The sequence below is a fragment of the Ruegeria sp. K11 genome (assembly GCF_056531905.1).
In genome coordinates, this window is record NZ_JBQFMP010000005.1 from 172,652 (window position 1) to 197,408 (window position 24,757).

A 24,757-nucleotide genomic window follows, 5' to 3' on the forward strand; every position below is an offset into this window, starting at 1 on the left:
AGCGGCCGAGATCGCGTCCACGCAGAATGAGGCACGCGCGCCTGCGAATGGGACTAAAATACAACCTGGAACAAATCCTCGGGGATTTGGAAAGCACCACCACGCTTGACGAACTGACCAGGGTTGCGCTTCGTCTGCGTGACCTTCTGGACATTGACCACATCATCTATCACTGGGTGGAAAGCGCGGGCGAGCATTACGGCTTTACCACTTATCCTGATCATTGGGTCGAACGCTATCAGGAGCGTAACTACCACAGGATTGATCCGGTCATTCTGGGCTGCTTCCAGCGATATCATCCCGTTGATTGGAAACAGCTGAACTGGTCGGGGAAAGCCGTCAAAGCGTTCTTGCAGGATGCTCAGGACCACGGGGTCGGCAATCAGGGCTATTCGATCCCGTTGCGCGGCCCAAGCGGTCAGTTTGCACTTTTTACTATAAACCACACCTGTGATGATGACGCCTGGTGTCATTTTATTTCCTCTTGCAACCGCGATCTGATCCTGATTGCCCATTACACCAACCGAAAGGCCCTGGAATTTGCCCGCGACCGCCAGCCGGAAACCGGACGTGCCCTGTCCCCGCGCGAGATTGACGTGATGACGCTGTTGGCGCTGGGCTATAGCCGCGCACAGGTCGCGCACTCCCTGTCGATCTCGGAACACACGCTGCGGGCCTATATCGAAAGCGCGCGGTCCAAGCTTGGTGCGCTTAATACGACTCATGCCATCGCTACGGCACTCAGCCGAGGTTTAATAGTAGTTTAACGACCGCACGGTGGTCTCACCGATAATTAACCACGTCTTTGTACCCCCTTTGTTCCAGATATGGACGACAAGGGGACGAAGACATGTTGCGTTATCTTTACGCTGATGAGTTGCACAATTTTCCAACTCTGGCCGAGGGGATGTTTCACGACCGGGCGGATCAGTTTAAAACCCGACTTGGTTGGGATGTTCATGTGAACGCCAAGGGGGAAGAGAGAGATCAGTATGACGAACTGAACCCTCTTTATGTGATCTGGGAAGAAGCGGATGGCAGCCATGGTGGCTCGATGCGGGTTTTGCCGACGACTGGGCCGGTCATGGTGAATGATATCTTTGGTCATTTGACTGGCGGTCAGCCGATTTGCAGCCCGTTGATTTGGGAAGTGACACGCTTTTGCCTTTCTCGGACCGCGAGCCCGCACACCGCTGGCGCAATCATGTTGAGCGCCGGTGAGATGATGGAGGGATTTGGTCTGACCCACATCGCGGGTGTGTTTGATGCGCGTATGATCCGGATCTACCGTCTGATCGGGTCTTCTCCGGTTGTCCTGGGTTCGGAAGGCACTGGGCGGGATCAGATCTCGGTTGGGTTGTGGCCCTATTCTGCCGACGATTGCACCCGAGTGGCAGAGCGCGCTGGTATTCCGCGCCACCTGTCCCGTTTGTGGTTTACCACCGCTTTCGGGGCAACCCGACAACATCGGTTCGCATTGTCCGCCTGAGAGCCGGGAAAACGAATTCGGCATCTGGTGGCCGCTGGCGCGTCCCTGTAGGGTCGCGCCATGTCGTTGCCCCAAATTACTTTCTCGGAAGATCAGGCCGCCGCTTTCGACAGTATCGCCGAGATGCTGCGCAGCGCCGGTGTTGACCTTGAAGACGATGCCCTGCTGAAATTGCCCGGCAATGGGCAATCGGGTGTCATGGCCGTGATCGGCAAGGCGGGGTCGGGCAAAACGCTTTTGTTGGCCGAGCTTTACAAGGCCCTGGCCGAGACCGGCGTGAACCTGATTTCTGGTGATTTCGAAAGCCGAAAGTCGCGAGACAAACGCAGTCTTGCCATCCTGGCACCAACGAACAAGGCGGCAAGCGTCCTGCGTCTGCGCGGCGTACCGGCGACGACGATCCACCGCATCCTTTATACCCCGGTCTACGATCCGGAGTATGAGCGGATCGCGGAGTGGCTTGCGGGTAATGATGAGCGCCCCGAGATTGAGGGGCTGACGGATGAGGCGCTGGATCGCGCCGCCGCGTTTTATGCCAACAACAAATCAATTCCGGGTGCTTTGGCTGCTGCGGGCCTGCGTGGCTCGGATTTCATCACGGGCTGGAAGCGGCGGGAAGAGCCATTGGATATTGGCTTTGTCGATGAAGCCTCGATGCTGGATGATCGCCAATATGAAGACCTTAAAGAGATTTTCCCGACTCTGCTGCTGTTTGGCGACCCGGCTCAGTTGGCGCCGGTCAACCAGTCCGGGTCGATGGTATTTGACAGCCTGCCCGAACCGCGCAAGCTGATCCTGCATCGCGTCCATCGTCAGACAGCAGACAATCCCATTCTGGATCTGGCCCATGCGTTGTCCGACCCGGCCATGGGCTTTGAGGATTTTGAACGGCTGGTCGAAGACACAGCGCGTCGCGATGACCGTGTTGTCTGGGGTCAGCGGGTCGAGGTCGACCTGATGGCCCGTAGCCCCGTTCTGGTTTGGCGCAATGCCACGCGCATTCGCCTGATTCAGGCCTTTCGGAATGTCCACAACGCCCCCGATACCGAGTTGCTGGAAGGCGAGCCGTTGATTTGCGACGGGATCGAACTGCCGCTCAAACACCGCAAAAAACGTCTGGACCTTGAGGCGCGCGGGCTGATCAAAGGCGCGCAGGTGGTCTATCTTGGGCCGGGTCGCAAGCCGGGGTTCTCAAGACTGCATGTCATGGGGGCCGAGGACCCCCAGGTCAGTGCGGCCTCTATCGTTCAGATCGAAAAGCCCGACGAAGAAGAACCGTTTATCCCCTATGCGGCCCGTATGGGGGCCACGTTTCTGCATGGCGCGGCGGTGACGATACACAAGGCGCAGGGGTCACAATGGGACACGGTACAGGTGTTTGCGCCAGACATTTACGCCGCTGCCCGAATGGGCCGGACCGAGGCCGGGCAGCCGCTGTGGAAACGTCTGGCCTATGTCGCCATCACCCGCGCACAGGAGCGTTTGATCTGGGTCGTGCGCAACCGGTTGTCCAAGCCAAGCCATCCGTTGCGCGTGGATGATCTGAAAGCGGTGGCTGCGCCGTCTTTGACGCTGGAAGCCGAACAGAATTAGACCCGATTGAACCAGACCGAGGCGGTCTTCACCGCGACGCGGGTCCGTTCAGTTCTCGCGCAGCAGGCGGAAGGCTGTCGATGCGCCCCAACCGGCGGCAACTGCGATGACCAGCGACATCAGGCCGTACCAGACAGGTTGCTGACGCGACATGTTGTACAGGAAACGCTCTAACCCGACTTTGCGTACATCTATGGTGGTTTCGAACTGCGAGACCACCAGACCGCCCCGGGTCAGGAAAATCCGGGCCGAATAATCGCCTTCGGTCAGATCCGCGGGCATGTCGATCGAGGTGCGGAACAGGGTTTGTTCATCGACGGCCACGGTGTTTTCGCGCACCGAATACAGCCCTTCGGCCTCGCGAATGCGCACCACCGCCTTGGCGAAGTCCTGAGCGTCCCGCACGTTCATGTCGGCACCGACCAGGCGAACTGCCTGATCGATTGATACGCTGTGGCGCAGATCTTCGGTGTTGGTCAGAACGTCGTCCCAGGGCGCACTTGTCGCTACCGCGTAGAAGCTGGGGGCAAGATCAACCAGAATGCTGTCGGTGTTGACCCAGATGCCAAATCGACGCTCTTTGCGGCGGACTGTCACCGGCTCGGACGGGCCCACAACCGAGACGATCACCTCAAGCGGGGGACCTTCGGGGATCGGAGCCTCGCGTTTGACCGCGCCGAAGATCAAAATCTCGGACCCGTCAAAGTTTGCGGTGATAGATACTCGGTCCTGGCTGAGGCCCAGCACAACCTGCTCGTCCGCTGCAAAGGCGGGCAGGGTCAAAAGGCAAAAAGCGGCGATCAGGCGCAGCATTCTAGTGCCCCCCCGCGTCGCCAAGTGAATAGAGTTCGCTGGGTTGCAGCAAAAGGTCCAGACCCAGCTTGCCGCATACCACCAGCACCAGCGCAGCCAGCAGAACGCGCAGCTGCTCGGCCGGCATGCGCGCACCGATTACGGTGCCGATCTGTGCGCCGACAACGCCGCCCACCAGCAGAAGAACGGCGAGCACCACGTCGACCGTATAGTTCGTGGTGGCGTGCAGCATTGTTGTGAAAGCGGTCACGAAAATGATCTGGAACAGTGAGGTGCCAACCACCACCTTGGTTGGCATGCCCAGCAGATAGATCATCGCGGGCACCATGATGAACCCGCCGCCCACGCCCATGATGGCGGACAAAATGCCGACCAACAGCCCGACCACCAGCGGAGGGATGACCGAGATATAAAGGCCCGAGGTTCGGAACCGCATTTTGAACGGCATCGAATGAACCCAGGTGCGCTGACGGCGTTTGGCGGGTGTCGTTCCCTTGCGGGACTTGCGCAGTGCATTGACGCTTTCGACGAACATCAGGCTGCCGATGACGCCCAAAAACACGACATAACAAAGTTTTACCAGCAGATCGACCTGCCCAAGGCTTTTGAGGTAGTTGAACACAACCACACCCAACGCCGCCCCGGCCAGACCTCCGATCAGTAGCACCGTCCCCATTTTCAGATCCACCGTTCGGCGCCGGAAATGCGCCAGCACTCCGGAAAAGGATGAGGCCACGATCTGGTTGGCTTCGGTTGCAACGGCGACAGCTGGCGGAATTCCGATGAAGAACAGCAGTGGCGTCATCAGAAACCCGCCACCGACGCCGAACATCCCGGACAAAATACCGACCATGCCCCCCAGCCCAAACAACAGAAAGGCGTTCACAGAGACTTCGGCAATCGGGAGGTATATCTGCATGGCTTCTTCTAGACGGGGCAGGGCCTGCCGCGCGACGCGGCCCTGGCCCGGGTAACGGATAACTCAACAGAAGGAGCGCGCGGTACAGATCCGATCCTGCGCAGTCGGACAGGGAGGGAAATCAGACCTGCAGACCTGAGGCGGGACACTTCCATACCTCTTTAGAGCGCTTGCGGCAGACAAAATCAACTCTCTATGCCGCTTTGCAGCGAACAGGACCGAAATCCTGTTTCAAACTGGCCTTATCAGCGCTCTTTCACATAGGGTTCGCCGCCTGCACGCGGCGGTACGGCCTTGCCCACAAACCCGGCCAGAATCACAACGGTCAGGATGTAGGGAAGGGCGTCCATGACTTGAACAGGAATCACCACTCCGCCCAGATCGATATTCTGGAACCGCAATGCCACAGCCTGCAACAGCCCGAACAGCAGGCATGCACCCATTGCGTGCCAGGGCCGCCATTTGGCGAAGATCAACGCGGCCAGCGCGATGAAACCGCGTCCGGCTGTCATCTCTTTGACGAACCCCGCCTGCAACGCGGTTGCCAGATATGCCCCGGCGATGCCGCACAAAACGCCGCAGATAGCGACAGCTGCAAAGCGGAGGCCGACAACCGAAACACCTGCCGTGTCAACCGCTTCCGGGTTTTCACCCACCGCCCGCAGGCGCAGGCCGAATCGTGTGCGATACAAAATCCACCAAGTTGCCGGAACCATCAGGAACGCCACGTAGACCAGTATGGAATGCCCCGACAAAAGCTCTGAATATATCAGTTCGAAGACGTTTGCCTCTGACATCAGCTCCGAGACCGATTGCCCTGTCTGCTCGGCATCATCGGGGCCAATCGCGAACGGAAACTCAAGCGGTTCAAAGCGTCCGCCGCCGAACAGAGAGGGCGTTCTGCCACCCTGTTGGAACCAACTTTGGGCCACAAGAACGGTCATCCCTGCCGCAAGGAAATTGATTGCGACGCCCGAGATCAGCTGATTGCCCCGGAACGTGATCGAAGCCAACCCATGTAGCCCGGACAAGACCAGCGATGCTGCGGTGCCCGCAAGAAGGCCCAGCCAGACGGACCCCGAAACCGCAGCCACCGCAGCCGAGAAAAAGGCCGCCATCAACATCTTGCCTTCCAGCCCGATGTCGAAAATGCCCGCGCGTTCGGAATACAGACCGGCAAGACAGGCCAGCAAAAGCGGAGTTGCCAGGCGAATGGTGGAGTCGAGCACCTGAATGAGTGTGACAAAGGCTTCCATCACCGGGCTCCCTTCCGCAGGCTCAGGAACAGTTTTTCAAGCGGCATCCGCACCATGTTGTCCAGCGCGCCGGTAAACAGGATGACCAGCGCCTGAATCACCACGATCAGTTCGCGCGGGATCGATGTCCACAAGGCCAATTCTGCGCCGCCCTGATACAGAAAACCGAATAGAAGTGCGGCCAGGAATACGCCAAAGGGATGAGATCGTCCCATCAGCGCCACGGCAATTCCGATAAAGCCCGCGCCTTCGGTCGAATTCAGCACCAGCCGCTCGGCCTCGCCCATGACATTGTTGATCGCCATCAGCCCGGCCAGCGCGCCCGAGATCAGCATCGCGATGATGGTAATCCGCACGGGCGAGATACCGGCATAGACAGCGGCTGTTTCCGAGTGCCCATAAGCGCGGATCTCATAACCCAGACGGGTGCGCCAGATCAGCGCCCAAACGGCGAAACAGGCAAGGATGGCCACAAAGAACGAGATATTGGCCGGAGCACCCCGGAACATCACGTTCTCGGCGGTCGAGAACATCGACTGGAATGTCGGCAGATGCACCGCGTCGGGGAACCGCGCAGTTGCTGGATCCTGCGAACCCTGCGGGCGCATGACGTTGACCAGCATGTAGTTCAGGAAGGCGGCCGCGATAAAGTTGAACATGATCGTGGTGATCACGATGTGGCTGCCACGCTTGGCCTGCAAATAAGCCGGAATGGCCGCCCACGCCGCACCGAAGACCATCGAGGCCACGCAGGCCGCCAGCAGGGCAATGCTCCAATGCGGCCATGGGACGTACAGGCAGACGATGGCAACACCCAACCCGCCCAGCATCGCCTGGCCTTCGCCGCCGATATTGAACATGCGCGCGTGAAAGGCGACCGCAACCGCCAGTCCGGTGAACATAAAGTTGGTCGCATAATAGAGGGTGTATCCCCAGCCATATGTCGACCCCAGCGCACCGGTGATCATCAGGTTCACGGCCTCAATCGGATTTTCCCCGATCGCGAGGATGACCAGAACCGATAGAATTGTGGCCAACATCAGGCTGATCAGCGGAATCAGAACGACATCAGCCCATTTGGGCATTTTTTCCATGGCTCAGGCGGCCTCTCCTGCAACACCGGCCATCAGCAGGCCCAGCTCTTTTTCATCGGTTTCATGTGGCAGGCGTTCGCCCATGATATGTCCGTCAAACATCACCGCGATCCGGTCTGACAACGAAAAGATCTCTTCCAGTTCAACCGAAACCAGCAGAATGGCTTTGCCCTGATCGCGCAGGGCGACGATCTGTTTGTGAATGAACTCGATGGCCCCGATATCCACGCCGCGCGTGGGTTGGCCCACCAGCAGCAGATCGGGGTTGCGTTCAATCTCACGCGCCACGACGATCTTTTGTTGGTTGCCGCCGGAAAAGCTCTTGGCGGACAGCCAGCCGTTGGGCGGGCGGACATCGAACTTCTCGATCTTGGCCTCGGTATCGGCCCGCAGGGCGGTGTTATCCATGAACATCCCCCGCTGATATGCCGGGTCGCGATGATAGCCGAAAGCCACATTTTCCCACGCATGGAAGTCCATGATCAGACCTTCGCGCTGCCGGTCCTCGGGTACATGCGCAATGCCCTGCGCGCGCCGGGCCTGCCCATCAGAGCCTGATCCGCTCAGCGCCAGAGGTGCACCGTTCAGCCTGATCTCCCCCTGCCCGGGGCGCATTCCGCCCAGAACCTCAAGCAGTTCGGATTGTCCGTTGCCCGCCACGCCGGCGATGCCCACAATCTCACCGGCGCGCACGGTCAGATTGATGCCCTTGACGCGCTCGACCCCGGCGGAATCGGTGACGCTGAGGTTTTCGATCTCCAGCACCGGCTCGCCCGGCTGTGCGGGCACCTTGTCCACCTGCAGCAGCACCTTGCGACCCACCATCAGCTCGGCCAGTTCCTGCGGGTTGGTGTCTGCTGTTTTGACAGTTGCCGTCATCTCTCCGCGCCGCATCACCGAAACCGTATCGGTGTTCTCCATGATCTCGCGCAGTTTGTGAGTGATCACGATAATGGTTTTCCCCTCGGACCGCAGCCGGTCGAGGATGCGGAACAGCTGATCCGCCTCGGCGGGGGTCAGAACACCGGTGGGTTCGTCGAGGATCAGAATCTCAGCCTTGCGGTAGAGCGCCTTGAGAATCTCGACCCGCTGCTGCATGCCAACGCCGATCTCGTCGATGCGCTTGTCGGGATCGACGAACAGCTCGTATTCTTCTTCCAGCGCTTTCAGTTCTTTACGCGCCTTGGCCAGCGAGGGGGCCAGCAACCCGCCATCTTCGGCACCCAGAACGATGTTTTCCAGAACGGTGAAATTCTCGACCAGTTTGAAATGCTGAAACACCATCCCGATGCCCGAGGCGATGGCTGCCTGGCTGTCCGGGATGTCGGTCTTTGATCCGTTGATCCAGATCTCACCCTTGTCGGCCTTGTAGAAGCCGTAGAGGATGCTCATCAGTGTGGATTTGCCCGCGCCGTTTTCGCCGATGATCCCGTGGATCGTGCCGGGGGCGACGCTGATCGAAATGTCCTTGTTGGCCTGAACCGGCCCAAAGGCTTTGGAAATCCCTTTGAGCTCAATGGCGGGGACGGTCATGTCTTGTCCTTGGGTTGCCGAAAGGGCCGCATGCGGCAGAGTGGAGACGGGGCGAAGGTCATGCCCCCGCCCCGCGTGATATCAGAACTGCAGCGCCGGGCAGCTGTCGTTCTCATAGTAGCTGACGACGTTCAGATTCCCGTCGATGATGTCCTGACGGGCCTTGTCGACCGACGCCTTCATTTCGTCTGAGACCAAGGCCGCGTTATGTTCATCAAGCGAGTATCCGACCCCGTCTTCAGCCAGACCCATCGTGAACACCCCGGTTTCGACGTTTTCACCAGCCTTCATCGCTTCATATACGGCCACATCCACTCGTTTCAGCATCGAGGTGAGTACTTGTCCCGGATGAAGGTGGTTCTGGTTTTTGTCGACGCCGATGGACAGGATGCCTTCGTCAGCGGCAGTTTGCAGAACACCGATACCGGTACCGCCTGCCGCGGCATAGACCACGTCAGCACCCTGGCTGACCTGCGCCTTGGTCAGTTCCGAGCCCTTCACCGGGTCATTCCAGGCTGCGGGGGTGGTGCCGGTCATGTTGGCAACCACTTTGATATCCGGGTTCACCGCCTTGGCACCTTGCGCATAGCCGCAGCCAAAGTGACGGATCAGCGGAACATCCATGCCGCCGATGAACCCAACGGTGCCCGATTTGGAGGCCATCGCGGCCATCATACCAACCAGATACGATCCCTCATGCTCGGCAAAGCCCACCTGACGGACATTCGGCGCATCCAGCCATGTCACATCGACCACAACAAAAGTCGTGTCGGGATAGTCGGATGCCACAGCGCTGAGCGGATCGGCCATGCCAAATCCCATGGTGATGATCGGATTCGATCCCGCTTCGGCAAAGCGGCGCAAAGCCTGCTCGCGCTGGGCTTCGGACTGCATTTCGATCTCGCGGTAGGTGCCGCCGGTTTCCTCGGCCCAGCGAGATGCGCCGGTGTGTGCGGCTTCGTTAAAGGACTTGTCGAACTTGCCGCCCAGATCGAAGATCAGGGCCGGTTCGGCCAATGCGGCACCAGCTGTCAGCGCAACCGCAGCTGTGGCACCCATCAAGGATTTCATAAGGGTCATGTGTTACTCCCGTTGGCTATTATTGGTCCGGGGTCAAAGCGCCCCGCCACCCACTCAGAGCGAGCATATCTGTTGTGATGGCGGGAATTAAGGACGTTTGCAACACTCATGGTCAACTGATTTTTGACCAATTGGTCGACAAAGCGCATCTGCTGTCAGGGTAACGCGCGTTCCATAACGATTGCATCCGCAGATTCGCTACCTTTGCGTCGATAATAGCCCCTGCGTTCACCGCATGGTTGATACCCGCAGCTCAGATACAGGTGACGAGCCGGATCGTTATCGGATGCCACGTCCAGAAACGCGCGATGTGCGCCTAATTGTAGCGCCTGTTGCTGCCATGCAACCATGCACGACCGTGCTAGCCCCTGTCGCTGGAAGGTGGGGTGAGTCGCCAGCGTCAACAGCTCCGCCTCGTCGGCGATCACCTGAAACAGGGCAAAGCACTGCGGGGTTCCGATGAAGTGGGTGAAGCGGTTGCTGAGCAGATCGGCAAACTCGTCCGCTGACCATGGCCGCGCCTGCGTGAAGGCTGCGGCATGAGTGGCTGCCATGTCCCTTGGTGTCATCCGTCCAGCAACCGGGGCGGTACATCGCGCGAGGGCGCCGCATCTGCCGGACGAACATAAAGCGGGGCCGGAGGGCTTTTGACGCCACTCAACCGCCGCGCGGTCACGGTGGCAATCGCACATGCCAGGTCTTTGGGTTGGGTGCAGAAAAACAATGTGCCGAGCTTTTCGGCCGCGTCCCTTGGAAGAAGTTGCGGCGGTGCGTCGGCGACCTGCACGAAAACCTGATCGCGCGGCGCAGGGACCGCCGGAATATGGTTGGGCGGTGCAAGCATGGTAAGCGCATCAAAACCGGAAACGCCGATCGCCGGAGCCGTCAGCCCCAGCGCCAGCCCCCGTGCGGCCGAGACCGAGATTCGGATACCAGTGAAATTCCCCGGCCCGGTTCCGACGCCAATTGCATCCAGATCGCTCCAACGGGTGTCGTGGTCGGCCAGAAGTTCGGTCAGAAAGGGCATCAGCCGCTCCGCCTGACCGCGCGTCATTGCCTCGGCCTGTGCGTCGAGGATGTCGCCACCCCGCAACAAAGCGGCCGCGCAATGCGCGGCCGATGTGTCAAATGCCAGAATGGTGGGTTCAGACCGCAACAGGGCGAACCTCGGTCACTTCGGGGATGTAGTGACGCAGCAGATTTTCAATGCCCATTTTCAGGGTCAGCGTCGAGGATGGGCACCCTGCGCAGGCCCCTTGCATGTGCAGGTAGACAACGCCCCGGTCAAACCCGTGGAAGGTAATGTCGCCACCATCCTGCGCTACCGCCGGGCGCACGCGGCTATCCAGCAGGTCTTTGATCTGGTTGACAACTTCGGCATCCTCGCCGGTATGCTCGGCATGTCCTGACGCCGCCTGCGCATCTGCGCCCATGACCGGTTGGCCGGATTGATAGTGCTCCATCACCGCGCCTAGAATTGCGGGTTTGATGTGATCCCACTGGACCTCTTCCGCCTTGGTCACGGTGACAAAGTCGTTGCCGAAAAATACGCCGGTCACGCCCGCCACGTCAAAGATACGCTTGGCCAAAGGAGACTTTTCCGCAGCATCTGCGGTTGGGAAATCCGCCGTACCGGCATCCAGAACCGTCTGGCCGGGCAGGAATTTCAATGTGGCCGGGTTTGGGGTGGATTCTGTCTGGATAAACATGGCGCGGCTCCGTTTTGGGGTGCATCTGATATGCGCGCCCGGGCCGGGGAAGTCAAGATTTGGAACCATTCTAAATTGATGCGGCGTGAGAAATCGCCTCATCCAGCCGGTCGTCGCCCCAAAACAACTCGTCACCTGCGACTAAGCTGGGTGCGCCAAAAATGTTCAGGTCTTTGGCTCGGGTTACCTGCGCGAACAAACTTGCTTTGATGTCCGGATCTGTGGTGCGCTGGACCTGCTCTTTGGGTATGCCTGCGGCACCAAGGCACCCGATCAGCACCTGGCTCTCGGAAATGTCCTGGCCGGATGCGAACTGGGCCGCAAACACGGCGCGGGTGAACATCGCGCGTTGATCTTCAGCCTCGATGGCCAGCGCAAGACGCGCGGCGTTCAAACTGTTCTGCGGGAACTGAGTGGGGCGCTGAAACGGCAGGTTCCGCGCCGCGCAGATACGCTCCATGTCCCGCCACATATATTGCCCTTTGGCCGGGTAGAGGTTGAAGGGCGAGTTGTTCCAGCCCTGTTCGGCAAAGATTGGGCCCAGCAGGAAGGGGCACCATTCGACCGACACGCCCTGCGCTTCGGCGTCCTGTTCGATGCGCATCGCGCTCAGGTAGGAATAGGTCGAGGCAAAATCGAACCAGAATTGCAGCTTGGCACCCATGGTGTGGCCTCAGGTAATGGCTTCGAGTTTTTCCTTGCTCAGATCGCCGGGAACAATGGTAATCGGAATCGGCAGGCTGCCCGAGTTCTTCGTCAGTTGAGTCACCAGCGGGCCCGGGCCTTTCTTGTCCGTGCCCGCCCCCAGAACCAGCACACCGATTTCCGCGTCCGATTGCACATGTTCGATGATCTGGGTGACCGGGTCGCCCTCACGAATGGCCAGCTCGGGCTCGACCCCTTGCTTATCGCGCATCCATTTCGCAAAAACCTCGTAATGGGCGTGAATACGCTCGCGGGCCTCTTCGCGCATGACCTCGGCCACACCGATCCAGTGGTTGAACTCATCCGGCGGAATGACCGAAAGAATCGTGACGCCGCCCCCGGTATGGGCCGCCCGCATCGCTGCAAAACGCATCGCGTTCAGGCATTCGCGGCTGTCATCCAGAACGACCAGGAATTTGCGCATGGGAGTCCTCGTGTCTTTCCGGCGATCATGCCTGAGCTGATGCGCGCTGGCAACTGTCTGAGATTCAAGGGTTGCTGGCGGCCCAGTCCCAATACAGCGCCCGTGCACGGCGGGCAATCGGGCCGATCTGGTACTGAGTATCCTCGAACGCGGTGACTGGTGTGATCTTGCTCATGTTGCCGGTCATGAACACTTCGTCGGCTTTGTGAAAGTCTTCAAAACTGAGAATGCTTTCATGCACGGTCACACCATCGGCGCGCAGATTCTTGATGTGGCGCGCGCGGGTGATTCCCGCCAGAAATGTTCCGTTCGGGGTTGGGGTAAAAACCTCTCCATCGCGGACCATGAAAATATTGGCGGTGGCTGTTTCGGCCACATGACCCAGCGCGTCAGCCACCAGCGCGTTCGAGAACCCGTTCGAACGAACCTCGCGCAACATCCGTGCATTGTTGGGGTACAGACACCCAGCCTTGGCATTGACCACCGCCGATTCCAATACCGGGCGACGGAATCGCGTTAATCCCAGTGTGGCCGAGGCTGTTTCGGGGGCCATTGGGATTTCTTCGAGGCAAATCGCGAAACCGGTGCTGTTCTCTTTGGGGATAATGGCTGTCGCATCGCCGTCAATGCCCCAGTACATCGGACGAATATAGACGGCTGCATCCGGGGCGTAAGCTTGCAATCCCTCGCGGATGATTTCGACCATTTGTCTGGTTGTGACCGTGGGATCCAGCATCAGCGCCTCGGCCGAGCGGTTTACGCGCGCGCAATGCGCGTCGAGGTCGGGGGCGAGACCGTTGAAATACCGTGCACCATCGAAGACCGACGAGCCCAGCCATGCGCCATGATCCGCAGCCCGCATGATCGGGGCGTCTCCGTCATGCCATTGACCTTCGAAATAGGTTCGGATGTTCTTGCCGACTGCCATAGCGCCCTCCCAAGCTTTGCGGCAAACCTAGGAAGGCGATGCGGTAACGTCCAGAGCAATCAGACCTGTTTCGCGCCAACCATGCCCACAATATCGTAGGTCTGTTGCAGGATCGGGGCCGCAATCGCCCGTGCCCTTTCGGCACCACGAGCAAGGATACGGTCGATTTCGCTTTGATCGCCCATCAAACGCGACATCTCGGACGAGATTGGGGCCAGCTTGGACACGGCAAGGTCCGCAAGCATGGGCTTGAACTCTCCAAACTGCTTTCCACCAACCTCTGCAAGAACGTCTTCCACGGTCTGGTCACTGAGGGCCGCGTAAATCGAAACGAGGTTGCGCGCCTCGGGGCGGTCCTCAAGCCCATCAACCTCGGATGGCAGCGCATCCGGATCCGTTTTGGCCTTTCGAATCTTCTTGGCAATCGTGTCCGCATCATCGGTCATGTTGATGCGGCTCATGTCCGACGGGTCCGATTTGGACATCTTCTTGGCCCCGTCGCGCAGGCTCATGACACGGGTCGCGGCACCCTTGATCACCGGCTCGGTCAACGGAAAGAAATCAACGCCGAAATCATGGTTGAACTTGGTCGCAATGTCGCGCGTCAGTTCCAGATGCTGTTTCTGGTCATCGCCCACTGGGACGTGGGTCGCGTGATAAACCAGGATATCGGCGGCCATCAGGGCCGGATAAGCAAACAAACCCAACGATGCGTTTTGCGCGTTCTTTCCAGCCTTGTCCTTGAACTGTGTCATCCGTTGCATCCAGCCCAGACGCGCGACGCAATTGAAGACCCAGGCCAGTTGCGCGTGTTCCGGCACCTGGCTTTGGTTGAACAGGATCGACTTTTCGGGATCGAGCCCCGACGCGATATAGCCTGCGCACAGTTCACGCGTGGCATGTTGCAATTCTTTTGGGTCCTGCCAGACGGTGATCGCGTGCAGATCGACCATGCAATAGATCGTCTCGTAATCCGAGCCCTGCATCCGCACCCAGTTCCGCAGAGCACCCAGATAGTTGCCAAGGTGCAGATTGCCGGATGGCTGCGCGCCGGAGAACACGCGCGGTGTGAACTGGGTTTCGGTCATCGAAGGGAACTCCCGTCTGGAAAAATCAGCCCCCGTCGCTTACCCATGAGGCCAAGGGACGTCAACAGCCGCGAAAGGCCAGCCCAATGAGCAGCGAGCATTATACCCCCGCCGTGAACCCCTTGCCGCCTGTTGTGGTGGCGTTGGTTTTGTTCATCATGGGCATCGAACTGGCCTTTACCTTTGGCGCGCGCGGTCTGGTGGGCGGGCCTGCGGCGGTCGGATGGCGGTTGGATGCGTTACAGCACTATGCGTTTTCACCCGATATCTTTGATTGGATGATAGAAAACGGGCGCTGGCCGTTTGAACATCTGATCCGCTTTGTGACATATCCGTTCGTGTCGGCCAACTTCACGCAGGCCATTTTTGTCTGTGTATTTGTTCTGGCCATGGGCAAGTTGGTGGCCGAAGTGTTCGGCAGCCTTCAGATGTTGGTGGTTTTTGTCTTGTCCGGCATCGGTGGCGCGCTGGTTTATGCCCTGTTGCTTGATCCGCGCTATCCGCTGGTGGGGGGGTTCCCTCCGGTCTATGGCCTGATCGGCGCGTTCACTTGGATATTGTGGCGCAAGCTGTCACTGGTGGGCGAAAACCAGTCGCGCGCGTTCAGCCTGATTGCTGTTCTGATGGGTATCCAGCTTGTATTCGGCCTGCTGTTTGGCGGCACCAAGGACTGGGTTGCCGATCTGGGCGGCTTTGCCACGGGCTTTGCGTTGTCCTTCTTGATGGCTCCGGGCGGGTGGGCGCGGATCGTCGGACGCATACGCCGCGACTGATTTATGACCTGCGCAGGGCCTTCTTGAACTCTGACACTTCGAAGGCGCGCAGCAGGTGCCCCAGCCCGAAATAGGTGATCGCTGCACCGACAATCAGGAACAGCAGCGCAAGATAGCGCCAGCCGGGCACCTGGAACGTCCAGCCGAACAAGTGCAATGCCGCGTAAAGAACAATCCCCATTCCCGCTGAGGCCACCACGATGCGCCAGGCCCGGCGCTTGAACCTGTCGTCGAACCGGGCCTCTTCGCCCATGCGGCGCCCGCCCAGGATCAACAGCCCGACCATGGCCCAGCCTGCCACCGAGGCCGCGATTGCGGGCGCAATCCACCCGACAATCGGGAACAGTCCAAATGCAAGCCCGGCGTTCACGACCATTGCGACAACCGCATAGTGAAAGGGCGAGCGTGTATTTTCACGGGCGAAAAACAGCGGTTGCAGCAATTTCTGAAGCATGAACGCGGGCAGACCCATACCATAGATCGCCACGGCAAGGGCCGTGGCCGCCGTGTCTTCTGCGCTGAACTGGCCACGCTCGAACAGGACCGACACCAGTGGGGTCGGGATGATCACAAAAGCAACGGTCGAGGGGATGGTCAGCAGCAGCGTAAATTCACCTGCCCGGGAAAATGCATTGCGGGCACCATCTTTGTCGTCGGCGCGCAAACGGCGCGACAAGTCAGGCAGCAGGACGATGCCAACCGCGATGCCAACCACACCCAGAGGCAGTTGATACAACCGATCAGCTGCGAACAGCCAGCTGACAGCGTTTTCGGTTTTCGACGCCACCAGTTGCCCAACGACCAGATTGACCTGCGTCACTCCCATGGCCAGCCCTGCAGGCACTGCGACGCGCACCATATGCCGCATCTCGGGGCTGAGCCTGGGCAGGCCCGGACGAATATGGATGCCTGCCCGCTCGGTCGCGATCCAGACAAGAGCCAATTGCGCAATCCCTGCCAGTGGGATAACGGCGATCAGCCAGCGGATCACCTCACCACCCGAAAGCGCCCCGGCAATCAGAGCGGTGCAGGCAAAAATGTTCAGCAAAACCGGTGCAGCGGCGGCAGCGGCGAACCGCCCTGTTGCGTTCAGTACACCGGAAAACAGGGCCGCCAGCGACATGAACAGGATGTAGGGAAAGACGACATAGCCATAATCGACGGCCAGATCAAAGCGCGCATCGCCATAGAATCCCTCGGCCGTGATCCAGACCAGCGCGGGCATGAACACCATTGCCAACCCGACCAGAGCCAGCACGGCCACGGCCAGAAGGTTGAACGCATCCTGAGCAAAGCCCTGGGCGTTCTCATCGCCCTCCAGCCGTTTTGAGAACATCGGTACAAAGGCTGCGTTGAAGGCACCTTCGGCAAAGAAGCGGCGGAACATGTTGGGCAGACGGAAGGCGGCGACAAACGCGTCCATGACAGGCCCCGGTCCGATATAAGCGGTCAGCAGTATCTCGCGCAGGAACCCCAGAATACGACTGGCCAGGGTCCAGAACCCGACGGTGAAAAGGCCCGAGAACAGCCGGATCTGCTTCATGAGGCTGCGCGCTGGGCGCCTTCCGTGATGGCTTTTCTCAACTTGGCCTCGAGCGTGCGTTGTTTGCTGTCCGAGTGGTATTTCAGCCCGAACATGTCCTTGACATAGAAGGTGTCGACAACCTGTTCTCCGTAGGTGGCGATCACCGCATTGGCGATATAGACATTTGCCGCCGCCATCGTGCGGGCCAGATCGTAAAGCAGGCCGGGTCGGTCGCGGGTATCGACCTCGATGATCGTGTATATCTCGGACCCGTCATTATCGAAAATGATATGGGTTGGCACGTTGAAGGCGCGTTCGCGTTTCTTGATCTTGTCGCGCGATTTCAAAGCGTCGCGGGCGACGACTTCGCCTTTCAATGTCTTGTGGATCATCTGGGTCAGCCGTGGCAAGCGGCTGGATTCGAACGGGTGCCCTTCGGCGTCCTGAATCCAGAACGCATCGGTCACGTACCCGTCCTTGGTTGTGTAACTGCGCGCATCCACAACGTTGGCCCCGACCAACGCCAAAGCCCCTGCAATCCGCGCGAAAATCCCCGGATGGTCTGCCATGGCAAAACAGGCGCGGGTGGCGTCGCGATCTTCATCGGGGTGCAGACGGATTTCCATCGCGCCATGATCACCGCTGGTGTCCAGCGCCTTCAGCATCTCGGCGAATTCGACATGGGTCGACAGGTTTAGGCCCTGCCAATACGGATCGTAGTGACGGCCTGTTTCAGTTTTCAGGTCGGCTTTGGACCATTCCGCCAGTTCGGCGCGCAGGGCTTTTTTGGCTCCGGCCCCCCGGTTGGCACGGTTGAGGTCTTCCATCCCTGTCTCCAGCGCCCGCTTGGTTTCGGCGTGCAGGGCGCGCAGCAACGTGGCCTTCCAGTTGTTCCAGGTGTCGGGCCCCACGCCGCGAATGTCACACACGGTCAGTACCGTCAGCAGATCCAGCCGCTTGACCGTCTTCACCGCCTTGGCAAAGTCACGCACCGTACGCGGGTCCGAGATATCGCGTTTCTGCGCCATGTCCGACATCAGCAGGTGATAGCGCACCAGCCACTCGACCGTTTCGGCATCCTTCTTGTTCAACCCCAGCCGTGGCGCGATCTTGCGGGCGATCTGAGCGCCAAGGATCGAGTGATCCTCGGGCCGTCCCTTGGCAATGTCGTGGATCAGCAACGCCACATACAGAACTTTGCGATTGACGCCGCCTTTCAGGATCGACGAGGCGAGAGGCAGCGATTCCACCAATTCTCCGCGTTCAATCTGGGCCAGATTGACGATGCACTGGATTGTATGCTCGTCCACCGTATAGCTGTGATACATGTTGAACTGCATCATGGCCACGATGTGCTCGAACTCGGGCAGGAAGGCTGACAGGACGCCAAGCTCGTTCATGCGCCGCAGGGCGCGTTCGGGATTTCCATGTTTCAGCAGCAGATCAAGAAAGATGCGTTGCGCTTCCTTGTTCTCGCGCATGTCTTCGTCGATCAGGTCCAGATGCGCGCTGACCAGCCGCATGGCGTCCGGGTGAATCAGCATTCCGGTGCGCAGACCCTCTTCGAACAGCCGCAACATGTTTAGCTTGTCAGACAGGAATTTGTCGGCGTCGGCAATGTCGAGACGGCCATGAACCACCTTGTACCCGGCTTTGACACGGGGGCGGCGACGAAAGATGCGCTCCAGCAAAGGTGCGCCTTTCATATGCGTGGCTTCCAGCTTGGTCAGAAAGATGCGGGTCAGCTCGCCCACGCGGGTCGCTTCGCGGAAATACCGCTGCATAAAGACTTCGACGGCGCGGCGTCCGGCGCGGTCTTCATAACCCATGCGTTCGGCCACCTCGACCTGCAGATCAAAGGTCAGCTGCTCGGTCGCCCGGCCTGTGACCAGATGCAAATGCGAGCGCACGGCCCACAGGAATTCTTCGGCCTGCGCAAAGGTCTGGAATTCGTCCGCCGTGATCAGTCCCAATGGCACAAGATCCGCCACATCCTGAACGTCATAGATATACTTGGCGATCCAGTACAGTGATTGCAGATCACGCAGCCCGCCCTTGCCCTCCTTGACGTTGGGCTCGACCATATAGCGCTGACCCTGCTTGATATGGCGGTCATCGCGTTCCTGCAGCTTGGCCTCGATGAACTGGCGCTCGCTACCCTTGAACAACTCGTCCCGCAAACGCTTTTTCAGCTCGTCCCCCAACGCGGCTTCACCGGCAAGATAGCGCTGTTCCAGCATCGCGGTTCGAATGGTGAAATCGTCCGCTCCAAGGCGCAGGCAGTCTTTGATGGTGCGCGAGGAATGACCAACCTTCAGCCGCAAATCCCATAGGATATAGAGCATGGATTCGATCACGCTCTCGGCCCAGGCGGTGATTTTGTAAGGGGTCAGAAACAGCAGATCGACGTCGGATGAAGGGGCCATCTCGCCACGCCCATAGCCGCCGACCGCGATAACAGCGATCCTTTCACCCTGCGTGGGCGTGGCCAGAGGATGCAGGACCTTGCTCGCCACATGCATCGCCGTACAGACCAGCCCATCGGTCAGGTAAGTATAGGAATGGGTCAGCGGACGTGCGTCGAAGGGGCGCTGCGCAAAGGCATCCGCGATTGACTGACGCCCCGCCTTTTGCGCATTGCGCAGGATACGCACGGTTTCACTGCGCCGTGCGGTGTTGTCGGATGTGTTTTCAAAGGCCTCCGACAGCTGCTCCATGACGGTGGCGCTGTCGAATATATCTTCGGCCGGGCAAATCAACGCACCCTTGGGGGTGAGCGTCAACGCCGGTCGATCAGAAACCGGCGCCAGAGAAGCTTTGTGGGGCAGGGTCAATCACTACTACCTGTTTATTCTGGATCGTGGCCACGGCCAGACCGCGTTCATTGGTGCCGTCCGAGCGCAGACGGAATATCCCGCCGACACCCTGGAACCCGGCATTTTGCGTCAGGGCTGCAGCGGTCAGCGCGTTTGACTTGCCCTGGCTGACCAGAGCACCGATTGCAGCGATGCCGTCATAGGCCAGCCCACTGATCGGATGCGGAGCCTCGCCGTATGTGTTGTTATACCGCTGACGATAGGCTTGGGCCTTGGCCGGATCCGGCAGGGCGAACCATCCGCCCTGAACTCCGGGCAGCTCCAGTGTTTGTGCCGGAATGTCCCAGCGGGTCAGGCCGATATACTGTGTTGTTGCGGGCGAGACACCAGCCTCGGGCAACAACTGCGAGAACAGCGGTAACGCGCCTGCAGTCGTTGCTGTCAGAAAGATGCTGTCAGCGGCCGTGGAATCCACGGTTGCCTTGATCGTGGGAACCGAGTTGATCACGCCCTGCTGCGAACGCTCATATCCCACGGTTCCCGAATTGGCGACGCGGCCAGAGCTCAGCGCGGTTGCGATTGCCGTTTGCCCAAGCTGCCCCGCCGGATCGTTGCTGTGAACGATGACCATCCCGGTTTTGCCCTGCGTACCCGCAAATTTGACAAGGCGGTTGGCCGTATTGTCAAAGGTGGGGCCAAGAACAAACACATTGCCGCCCGCGATGCTGGTGTTGTTCGAGAAGGACAGAACATTGACGTTGTTGTTCAACACAGCCAGTCCGGCGGAATTGGCGGCTTGTGCATAAACCGGGCCAAGAATGATCTTGGCACCGTCGGCAACAGCCTGTTGGGCCACGGTAGACGCGGTGCCCGCATTGCCCGCAGTGTCATAGACCCGCAGGTCGATCTTTACATTCTGCAGGTCGGCCATGGCAAGACGGGCGGCATTTTCCAGACTGCGGGCCAGTGTTGCATCGCCGGATTGTGGCGAACCGCTTGGGATCAGCAATGCCACCGGAACCGGGTCGGATGTGTCGATCGACGGGCCTCCGCCCAGGCCACCGGGCTCGCAGGCAGCAAGAAATGCTGCGGCGGCAAGGACAGCAGCGGAATTAGCGAACTTGCGAACGGACTTGCAAACGGTAAACATCTAAATGAAAACTCCCTGTCCCGGCGGCTTTAGATGCCGCCAATCTGTTATGCCGCGATAATAAACGTCACGCTGTGAGGGTCCAGCTTTGAATTTCCAAAAAACCAGATTGGGCGCTGGCCTGTATTTTGTCGCCACTCCGATTGGCGCGGCGCGCGACATTACGCTCAGAGCATTGGATATATTGGCCTCGGCAGATGTGATTGCCGCCGAGGACACAAGAAGCCTGCGCAGGTTGATGGAGATCCACGGCGTGCCCCTGCAAGGTCGCCGCATTCTGGCCTATCACGACCACAGCGGCCCGGCGGCGCGCGGCAAGCTTTTGGATGCGCTGGCCGGGGGAAAGTCGGTCGCCTACGCGTCCGAAGCCGGAATGCCGCTGATTGCCGATCCCGGCTATGATCTGGGGCGACACGCGGCAGAGGCAGGATTCATGGTGACCTGCGCACCTGGCCCGTCGGCGGCGGTCATGGCCCTGACGCTGGCCGGGCTTCCGACGGATGCGTTCTTTTTTGCAGGCTTCCTGCCCAACGCAACCAATGCGCGGCGCGCCCGAATCGAAGCGCTGCGCGATGTCCCGGGGACATTGATCTTCTACGAGTCTCCCAAGCGCGTTACCGCCTGCCTTTCTGATCTGGCCGACATGCTGGGTCCGGAGCGCCAGGCAGCCATGTGTCGGGAACTGACGAAGAAATTCGAAGAAGTGCGACGTGGCACGTTGAAAGAGCTGGCCACCGATCTGGAGGGCGAAACTGTGAGAGGGGAAATTGTTCTGCTGGTGGATCGAGGTCTTTCGGAGACTGTTAACGAATCTGACGTAGAAGAAGCGCTGAGGCGTGCTCTGGAAACTCATTCGGTTCGGGATGCGGCGGATCTGGTCTCAGACATGTTCAAACTGCCGCGCCGTCCGATCTATCAAAAGGCGCTGAAACTCGGAAAGGGATAACATGAGCGCGCGATCTATCCGCAGTTCCACGTCATACCATGCCGGCCAAGCCGCAGAACAAAGTGTCGCGGCAGAATATGAACGGCGCGGATTTGTCATCGCACATCGCCGCTGGCGCGGTGCTGCGGGGGAAATCGACCTGATCGCGCGTGATGCAGACGGTCTGGTGTTTGTCGAAGTCAAGAAAAGCCGCACATTCGAAGGGGCCGCCGCACGGATCAATCGCCGTCAGATGAACCGTATCTGCGCATCGGCCTCGCAGTTTCTGGAAAGCGAACCGGGCGGGCAACTGACCAATACGCGCTTTGATGCGGCTTTGGTGGATGGTTCGGGCGTTGTTCAAATCATTGAAAACGCCTTTGGTCAGGCCTGACACCCATTGAACCCCTCGCCCCGCTGGGCCATGTATCTGGCGTGAAACTGAGGGACACGCCATGAAAATCGCCTTTCAGATGGACCCGATCGGGGCCGTGGACATAAATGCCGACAGCTCATTCAGGCTGGCCGAGGAAGCACAGGCCAGAGGGCATGATCTGTTTTTCTATGGGCCTGATCAACTGGCCTATCAGGAAGGGCGGATCACGGCCATTGGTCAGGACATGACGGTGCAGCGGGTTCCCGGCGAGCCGGCCATTCTGGGCCCGGAGCGTGAGGCGGACCTGAGCGATTTTGATGTGGTCTGGCTGCGGCAAGACCCGCCATTCGATATGCACTATATCACGTCGACCCATTTGCTGGATCGTCTGAAAGGCCTGACACTGGTGGTCAACGATCCATTCTGGGTCCGGAATTACCCCGAGAAACTGCTGGTTCTGGAGTTCCCCGACCTGACGCCGCCCACCACCATCGCGCGTGATCTGCGCACGATCAAAACCTTTAAGGAAAAGCACGGCGATATCATCCTCAAGCCTCTGTATGGCAATGGCGGCGCCGGAGTTTTCCGGCTGGACGTCAATGATCGCAACCTGACCTCGCTGCACGAACTGTTCACTGGTTTCTCGCGTGAGCCGTTGATTGTTCAAAAATTCCTGCCTGACGTCAGCAATGGCGACAAGCGCGTCATTCTGGTCGACGGCGAAGTTGTGGGGGCGATCAACAGGGTTCCGGCGCAGGGCGAGACACGCTCGAACATGCATGTCGGCGGACGGCCTGAAAAGGTAGACCTGACGGATCGGGATCTCGAGATTTGCGCGGCGATCGGGCCTTTGCTGAAAGAAAAGGGGCAGATTTTCGTGGGTATAGATGTCATCGGCGATTACCTGACCGAAATCAACGTCACCTCGCCAACCGGCATTCAGGAACTGGAAAGGTTTGACGGGATCAACATTGCCGAGAAAATTTGGCAAGCGATCGAGGCCAAGGTTTAAGACGCAGTTCTTGCGCTGATCCTGAAGCTCAGCGCCTCTGCCACATGCGGGCGGCTCACATCCTGCGCGCCGTCCAGATCGGCAATTGTGCGCGCAACACGCAGGATGCGATGAAAGGCGCGCGCGGACAGACCAAATCGTTCGGCGGCCTTGAGCAACAGGTCCTTGCCCTCGCGATCTGGGCTGGCCACCTCCTCCAGCTGCTGGCCTTGGATGTCAGCATTCTGGTGCGTCGCAGGGCTGTCGCGGAAACGTTCCGTCTGAATGCTGCGCGCCTGTGCCACACGGGCAGCGACGATCTCGGAGCTGTCGCCTGACGGCGGCAATTCAAGATCGGTGAACGCTACGGGCGGAACTTCGATACGCAGATCAAAGCGGTCCATCAGGGGCCCGGATATGCGCCCCAAATAGTCTTCGCCGCAAACGGGCGCGCGGGAACAGGCGCGCGCGGGGTCGGTCAGGTAGCCGCATTTGCAGGGGTTGGCTGCGCCGACCAGCATGAACCGGCACGGATATTTCACATGCGCATTGGCGCGGGCGACCATAACCTCGCCGGTCTCGACAGGTTGGCGCAACGTCTCCAGAACGGTGCGCGGGAATTCGGGGAATTCGTCCATGAACAGAACGCCGTTATGTGCCAGCGAAATTTCTCCCGGTTTCGCCCCCTTCCCGCCGCCGACAATTGCGGCCATTGAGGCGGTGTGGTGTGGTTCGCGAAAAGGGCGGGTGCGGCTGATCCCGCCCTCGTCCAGCAACCCGCATAGCGACTGTATCATCGAGGTTTCCAGCGCTTCGGCAGGGGTCAGCGGTGGTAAAATACCCGGCAATCGCGCGGCAAGCATGGATTTTCCGGAACCGGGCGTGCCGATCATGATCAGGTGATGTCGCCCGGCGGCTGCGATTTCCAGCGCCCGTTTGGCCCGTTCCTGCCCTTTTACATCACGCAGATCCCGCGCGCTGGCCCGCAAGCTAACCTCGCCGGGTTGCGCCGTCGGCAAGGGTGATTGGCCCGAGAAATGGCGAACCACATCCCCCAGTGAAGCAGCCCCGATCACCTGGGTTGCGTCAACCCATGCGGCCTCGGCGCTGGAGGCGCGCGGGCAAAGCAGCGTGCGATCCTCGGCTGCGGCGGTCATGGCGGCGGGCAGCGCACCGACAACCGGCACCAACGATCCGTCCAGCGATAGCTCTCCCAACGACAACGCCCCTTCGGCGGCGTCCTGGGGAATGATATCCAGCGCAGCGAGCAGGGCGACCGCGATGGGCAGGTCGAAATGGCTGCCTTCCTTGGGCAGGTCTGCGGGCGACAGGTTGATCGTAATCCGTTTCGAAGGCAAAGCGATGGCCATCGCACTCAGAGCACTGCGGACCCGGTCCCGCGCCTCGGACACCGCCTTGTCCGGCAGTCCGACGATCGAAAAAGCAGGCAGACCAGGTGTTACGGCGCACTGCACCTCGACCGGGCGGGCATCGACCCCCTGAAAGGCAACAGTATGGGAACGGGCGACCATGGCAGACCTGTCTTTGGTTAACAGGACGTTGCTGCCAT

The 24,757-nt window shown here is 59.6% G+C and carries 24 protein-coding genes; 7 read left to right on the forward strand and 17 right to left on the reverse strand.

Annotated elements, in window-relative coordinates:
* Positions 1 to 47 precede the first annotated feature (47 nt).
* The 3 genes from ACR0K4_RS09840 to ACR0K4_RS09850 all read left to right on the forward strand — a co-directional run bounded on the left by ACR0K4_RS09840 (position 48) and on the right by ACR0K4_RS09850 (position 3,082).
* Complete coding sequence (locus ACR0K4_RS09840) at positions 48 to 767, forward strand: helix-turn-helix transcriptional regulator (RefSeq protein ID WP_480853821.1); 720 nt, start codon at positions 48 to 50, stop codon at positions 765 to 767.
* 83 nt (positions 768 to 850) lie between these two features.
* Positions 851 to 1,489, forward strand: a complete 639-nt coding sequence (locus ACR0K4_RS09845) for an acyl-homoserine-lactone synthase (protein WP_480518321.1) — start codon at positions 851 to 853, stop codon at positions 1,487 to 1,489.
* A 60-nt stretch (positions 1,490 to 1,549) separates the two neighbouring features.
* Positions 1,550 to 3,082 carry an ATP-dependent DNA helicase gene (locus ACR0K4_RS09850; protein ID WP_480518323.1) on the forward strand — a complete coding sequence of 511 codons (1,533 nt, stop codon included), beginning with the start codon at positions 1,550 to 1,552 and terminating at the stop codon, positions 3,080 to 3,082.
* Between the two features lie 48 nt (positions 3,083 to 3,130).
* Here the strand turns inward: ACR0K4_RS09850 and ACR0K4_RS09855 are convergent, their stop codons facing one another.
* From ACR0K4_RS09855 to trpS, 13 genes are all read right to left on the reverse strand, one after another.
* Entirely contained in the window at positions 3,131 to 3,895 is a 765-nt protein-coding gene (locus ACR0K4_RS09855; RefSeq protein ID WP_480518325.1) for a TIGR02186 family protein, read from the reverse strand.
* 1 nt (position 3,896) lies between these two features.
* Entirely contained in the window at positions 3,897 to 4,814 is a 918-nt protein-coding gene (locus ACR0K4_RS09860) for a sulfite exporter TauE/SafE family protein (protein WP_480853823.1), read from the reverse strand.
* Between the two features lie 245 nt (positions 4,815 to 5,059).
* Positions 5,060 to 6,070 carry an ABC transporter permease gene (locus ACR0K4_RS09865; RefSeq protein ID WP_480518329.1) on the reverse strand — a complete coding sequence of 337 codons (1,011 nt, stop codon included), beginning with the start codon at positions 6,068 to 6,070 and terminating at the stop codon, positions 5,060 to 5,062.
* Entirely contained in the window at positions 6,070 to 7,164 is a 1,095-nt protein-coding gene (locus ACR0K4_RS09870) for an ABC transporter permease (protein WP_480518331.1), read from the reverse strand. Before ACR0K4_RS09870 ends, ACR0K4_RS09865 begins: the two co-directional genes overlap by 1 nt.
* A 3-nt stretch (positions 7,165 to 7,167) precedes the next feature.
* Complete coding sequence (locus ACR0K4_RS09875; protein WP_480853824.1) at positions 7,168 to 8,697, reverse strand: ABC transporter ATP-binding protein; 1,530 nt, start codon at positions 8,695 to 8,697, stop codon at positions 7,168 to 7,170.
* A gap of 81 nt (positions 8,698 to 8,778) precedes the next feature.
* On the reverse strand, positions 8,779 to 9,777 hold the full coding sequence (locus ACR0K4_RS09880) for a BMP family lipoprotein (protein ID WP_480853825.1): 999 nt from the start codon (positions 9,775 to 9,777) through the stop codon (positions 8,779 to 8,781).
* 155 nt (positions 9,778 to 9,932) lie between these two features.
* Entirely contained in the window at positions 9,933 to 10,331 is a 399-nt protein-coding gene (locus ACR0K4_RS09885; RefSeq protein WP_480853826.1) for a GNAT family N-acetyltransferase, read from the reverse strand.
* A gap of 11 nt (positions 10,332 to 10,342) precedes the next feature.
* The gene (gene tsaB, locus ACR0K4_RS09890) at positions 10,343 to 10,933 is read right to left on the reverse strand and encodes a tRNA (adenosine(37)-N6)-threonylcarbamoyltransferase complex dimerization subunit type 1 TsaB (RefSeq protein WP_480853827.1); all 591 of its coding nucleotides are present in this window, start codon (positions 10,931 to 10,933) and stop codon (positions 10,343 to 10,345) included.
* Positions 10,923 to 11,486: a NifU family protein gene (locus tag ACR0K4_RS09895; RefSeq protein WP_480518341.1), complete on the reverse strand. Its 564-nt coding sequence runs from the start codon at positions 11,484 to 11,486 to the stop codon at positions 10,923 to 10,925. Before ACR0K4_RS09895 ends, tsaB begins: the two co-directional genes overlap by 11 nt.
* 70 nt (positions 11,487 to 11,556) lie before the next feature.
* Positions 11,557 to 12,150, reverse strand: coding sequence for a DsbA family protein (locus ACR0K4_RS09900; RefSeq protein WP_480853828.1), 594 nt, complete (start codon positions 12,148 to 12,150; stop codon positions 11,557 to 11,559).
* Between the two features lie 9 nt (positions 12,151 to 12,159).
* Positions 12,160 to 12,615, reverse strand: a complete 456-nt coding sequence (locus tag ACR0K4_RS09905; protein ID WP_480518345.1) for a universal stress protein — start codon at positions 12,613 to 12,615, stop codon at positions 12,160 to 12,162.
* Between the two features lie 64 nt (positions 12,616 to 12,679).
* Positions 12,680 to 13,543, reverse strand: a complete 864-nt coding sequence (locus tag ACR0K4_RS09910) for a branched-chain amino acid aminotransferase (protein ID WP_480853829.1) — start codon at positions 13,541 to 13,543, stop codon at positions 12,680 to 12,682.
* Positions 13,544 to 13,602: 59 nt separating this feature from the next.
* Positions 13,603 to 14,631 (reverse strand): tryptophan--tRNA ligase, encoded by a 1,029-nt coding sequence (gene trpS, locus ACR0K4_RS09915; protein WP_480518349.1) that lies wholly within the window; start codon positions 14,629 to 14,631, stop codon positions 13,603 to 13,605.
* A gap of 86 nt (positions 14,632 to 14,717) precedes the next feature.
* Here trpS and ACR0K4_RS09920 point away from each other — a divergent pair, with 86 nt between their 5' ends.
* Entirely contained in the window at positions 14,718 to 15,404 is a 687-nt protein-coding gene (locus tag ACR0K4_RS09920; protein WP_480518351.1) for a rhomboid family intramembrane serine protease, read from the forward strand.
* A gap of 1 nt (position 15,405) precedes the next feature.
* Here ACR0K4_RS09920 and murJ read toward each other — a convergent pair whose 3' ends face one another.
* The 3 genes from murJ to ACR0K4_RS09935 are packed head-to-tail and all read right to left on the reverse strand — an operon-like array spanning position 15,406 to position 20,895.
* A complete protein-coding gene (gene murJ / locus ACR0K4_RS09925; RefSeq protein WP_480853830.1) occupies positions 15,406 to 16,947 on the reverse strand; it encodes a murein biosynthesis integral membrane protein MurJ in 1,542 nt (513 codons plus the stop codon).
* Positions 16,944 to 19,763 (reverse strand): [protein-PII] uridylyltransferase, encoded by a 2,820-nt coding sequence (locus ACR0K4_RS09930; RefSeq protein ID WP_480853831.1) that lies wholly within the window; start codon positions 19,761 to 19,763, stop codon positions 16,944 to 16,946. The genes murJ and ACR0K4_RS09930 overlap by 4 nt, the downstream gene beginning before the upstream one ends.
* Positions 19,723 to 20,895 carry a penicillin-binding protein activator gene (locus tag ACR0K4_RS09935; RefSeq protein ID WP_480853833.1) on the reverse strand — a complete coding sequence of 391 codons (1,173 nt, stop codon included), beginning with the start codon at positions 20,893 to 20,895 and terminating at the stop codon, positions 19,723 to 19,725. Before ACR0K4_RS09935 ends, ACR0K4_RS09930 begins: the two co-directional genes overlap by 41 nt.
* An 88-nt stretch (positions 20,896 to 20,983) precedes the next feature.
* Here ACR0K4_RS09935 and rsmI point away from each other — a divergent pair, with 88 nt between their 5' ends.
* The 3 genes from rsmI to gshB all read left to right on the forward strand — a co-directional run bounded on the left by rsmI (position 20,984) and on the right by gshB (position 23,208).
* Positions 20,984 to 21,841, forward strand: a complete 858-nt coding sequence (gene rsmI, locus ACR0K4_RS09940) for a 16S rRNA (cytidine(1402)-2'-O)-methyltransferase (protein WP_480853834.1) — start codon at positions 20,984 to 20,986, stop codon at positions 21,839 to 21,841.
* 1 nt (position 21,842) lies between these two features.
* Positions 21,843 to 22,214: a YraN family protein gene (locus ACR0K4_RS09945; RefSeq protein ID WP_480853836.1), complete on the forward strand. Its 372-nt coding sequence runs from the start codon at positions 21,843 to 21,845 to the stop codon at positions 22,212 to 22,214.
* 61 nt (positions 22,215 to 22,275) lie between these two features.
* On the forward strand, positions 22,276 to 23,208 hold the full coding sequence (gene gshB / locus ACR0K4_RS09950; protein WP_480853837.1) for a glutathione synthase: 933 nt from the start codon (positions 22,276 to 22,278) through the stop codon (positions 23,206 to 23,208).
* Here gshB and ACR0K4_RS09955 read toward each other — a convergent pair.
* Positions 23,205 to 24,719, reverse strand: a complete 1,515-nt coding sequence (locus ACR0K4_RS09955) for a YifB family Mg chelatase-like AAA ATPase (protein WP_480853838.1) — start codon at positions 24,717 to 24,719, stop codon at positions 23,205 to 23,207. The genes gshB and ACR0K4_RS09955 overlap by 4 nt on opposite strands.
* Positions 24,720 to 24,757: the final 38 nt, after the last annotated feature.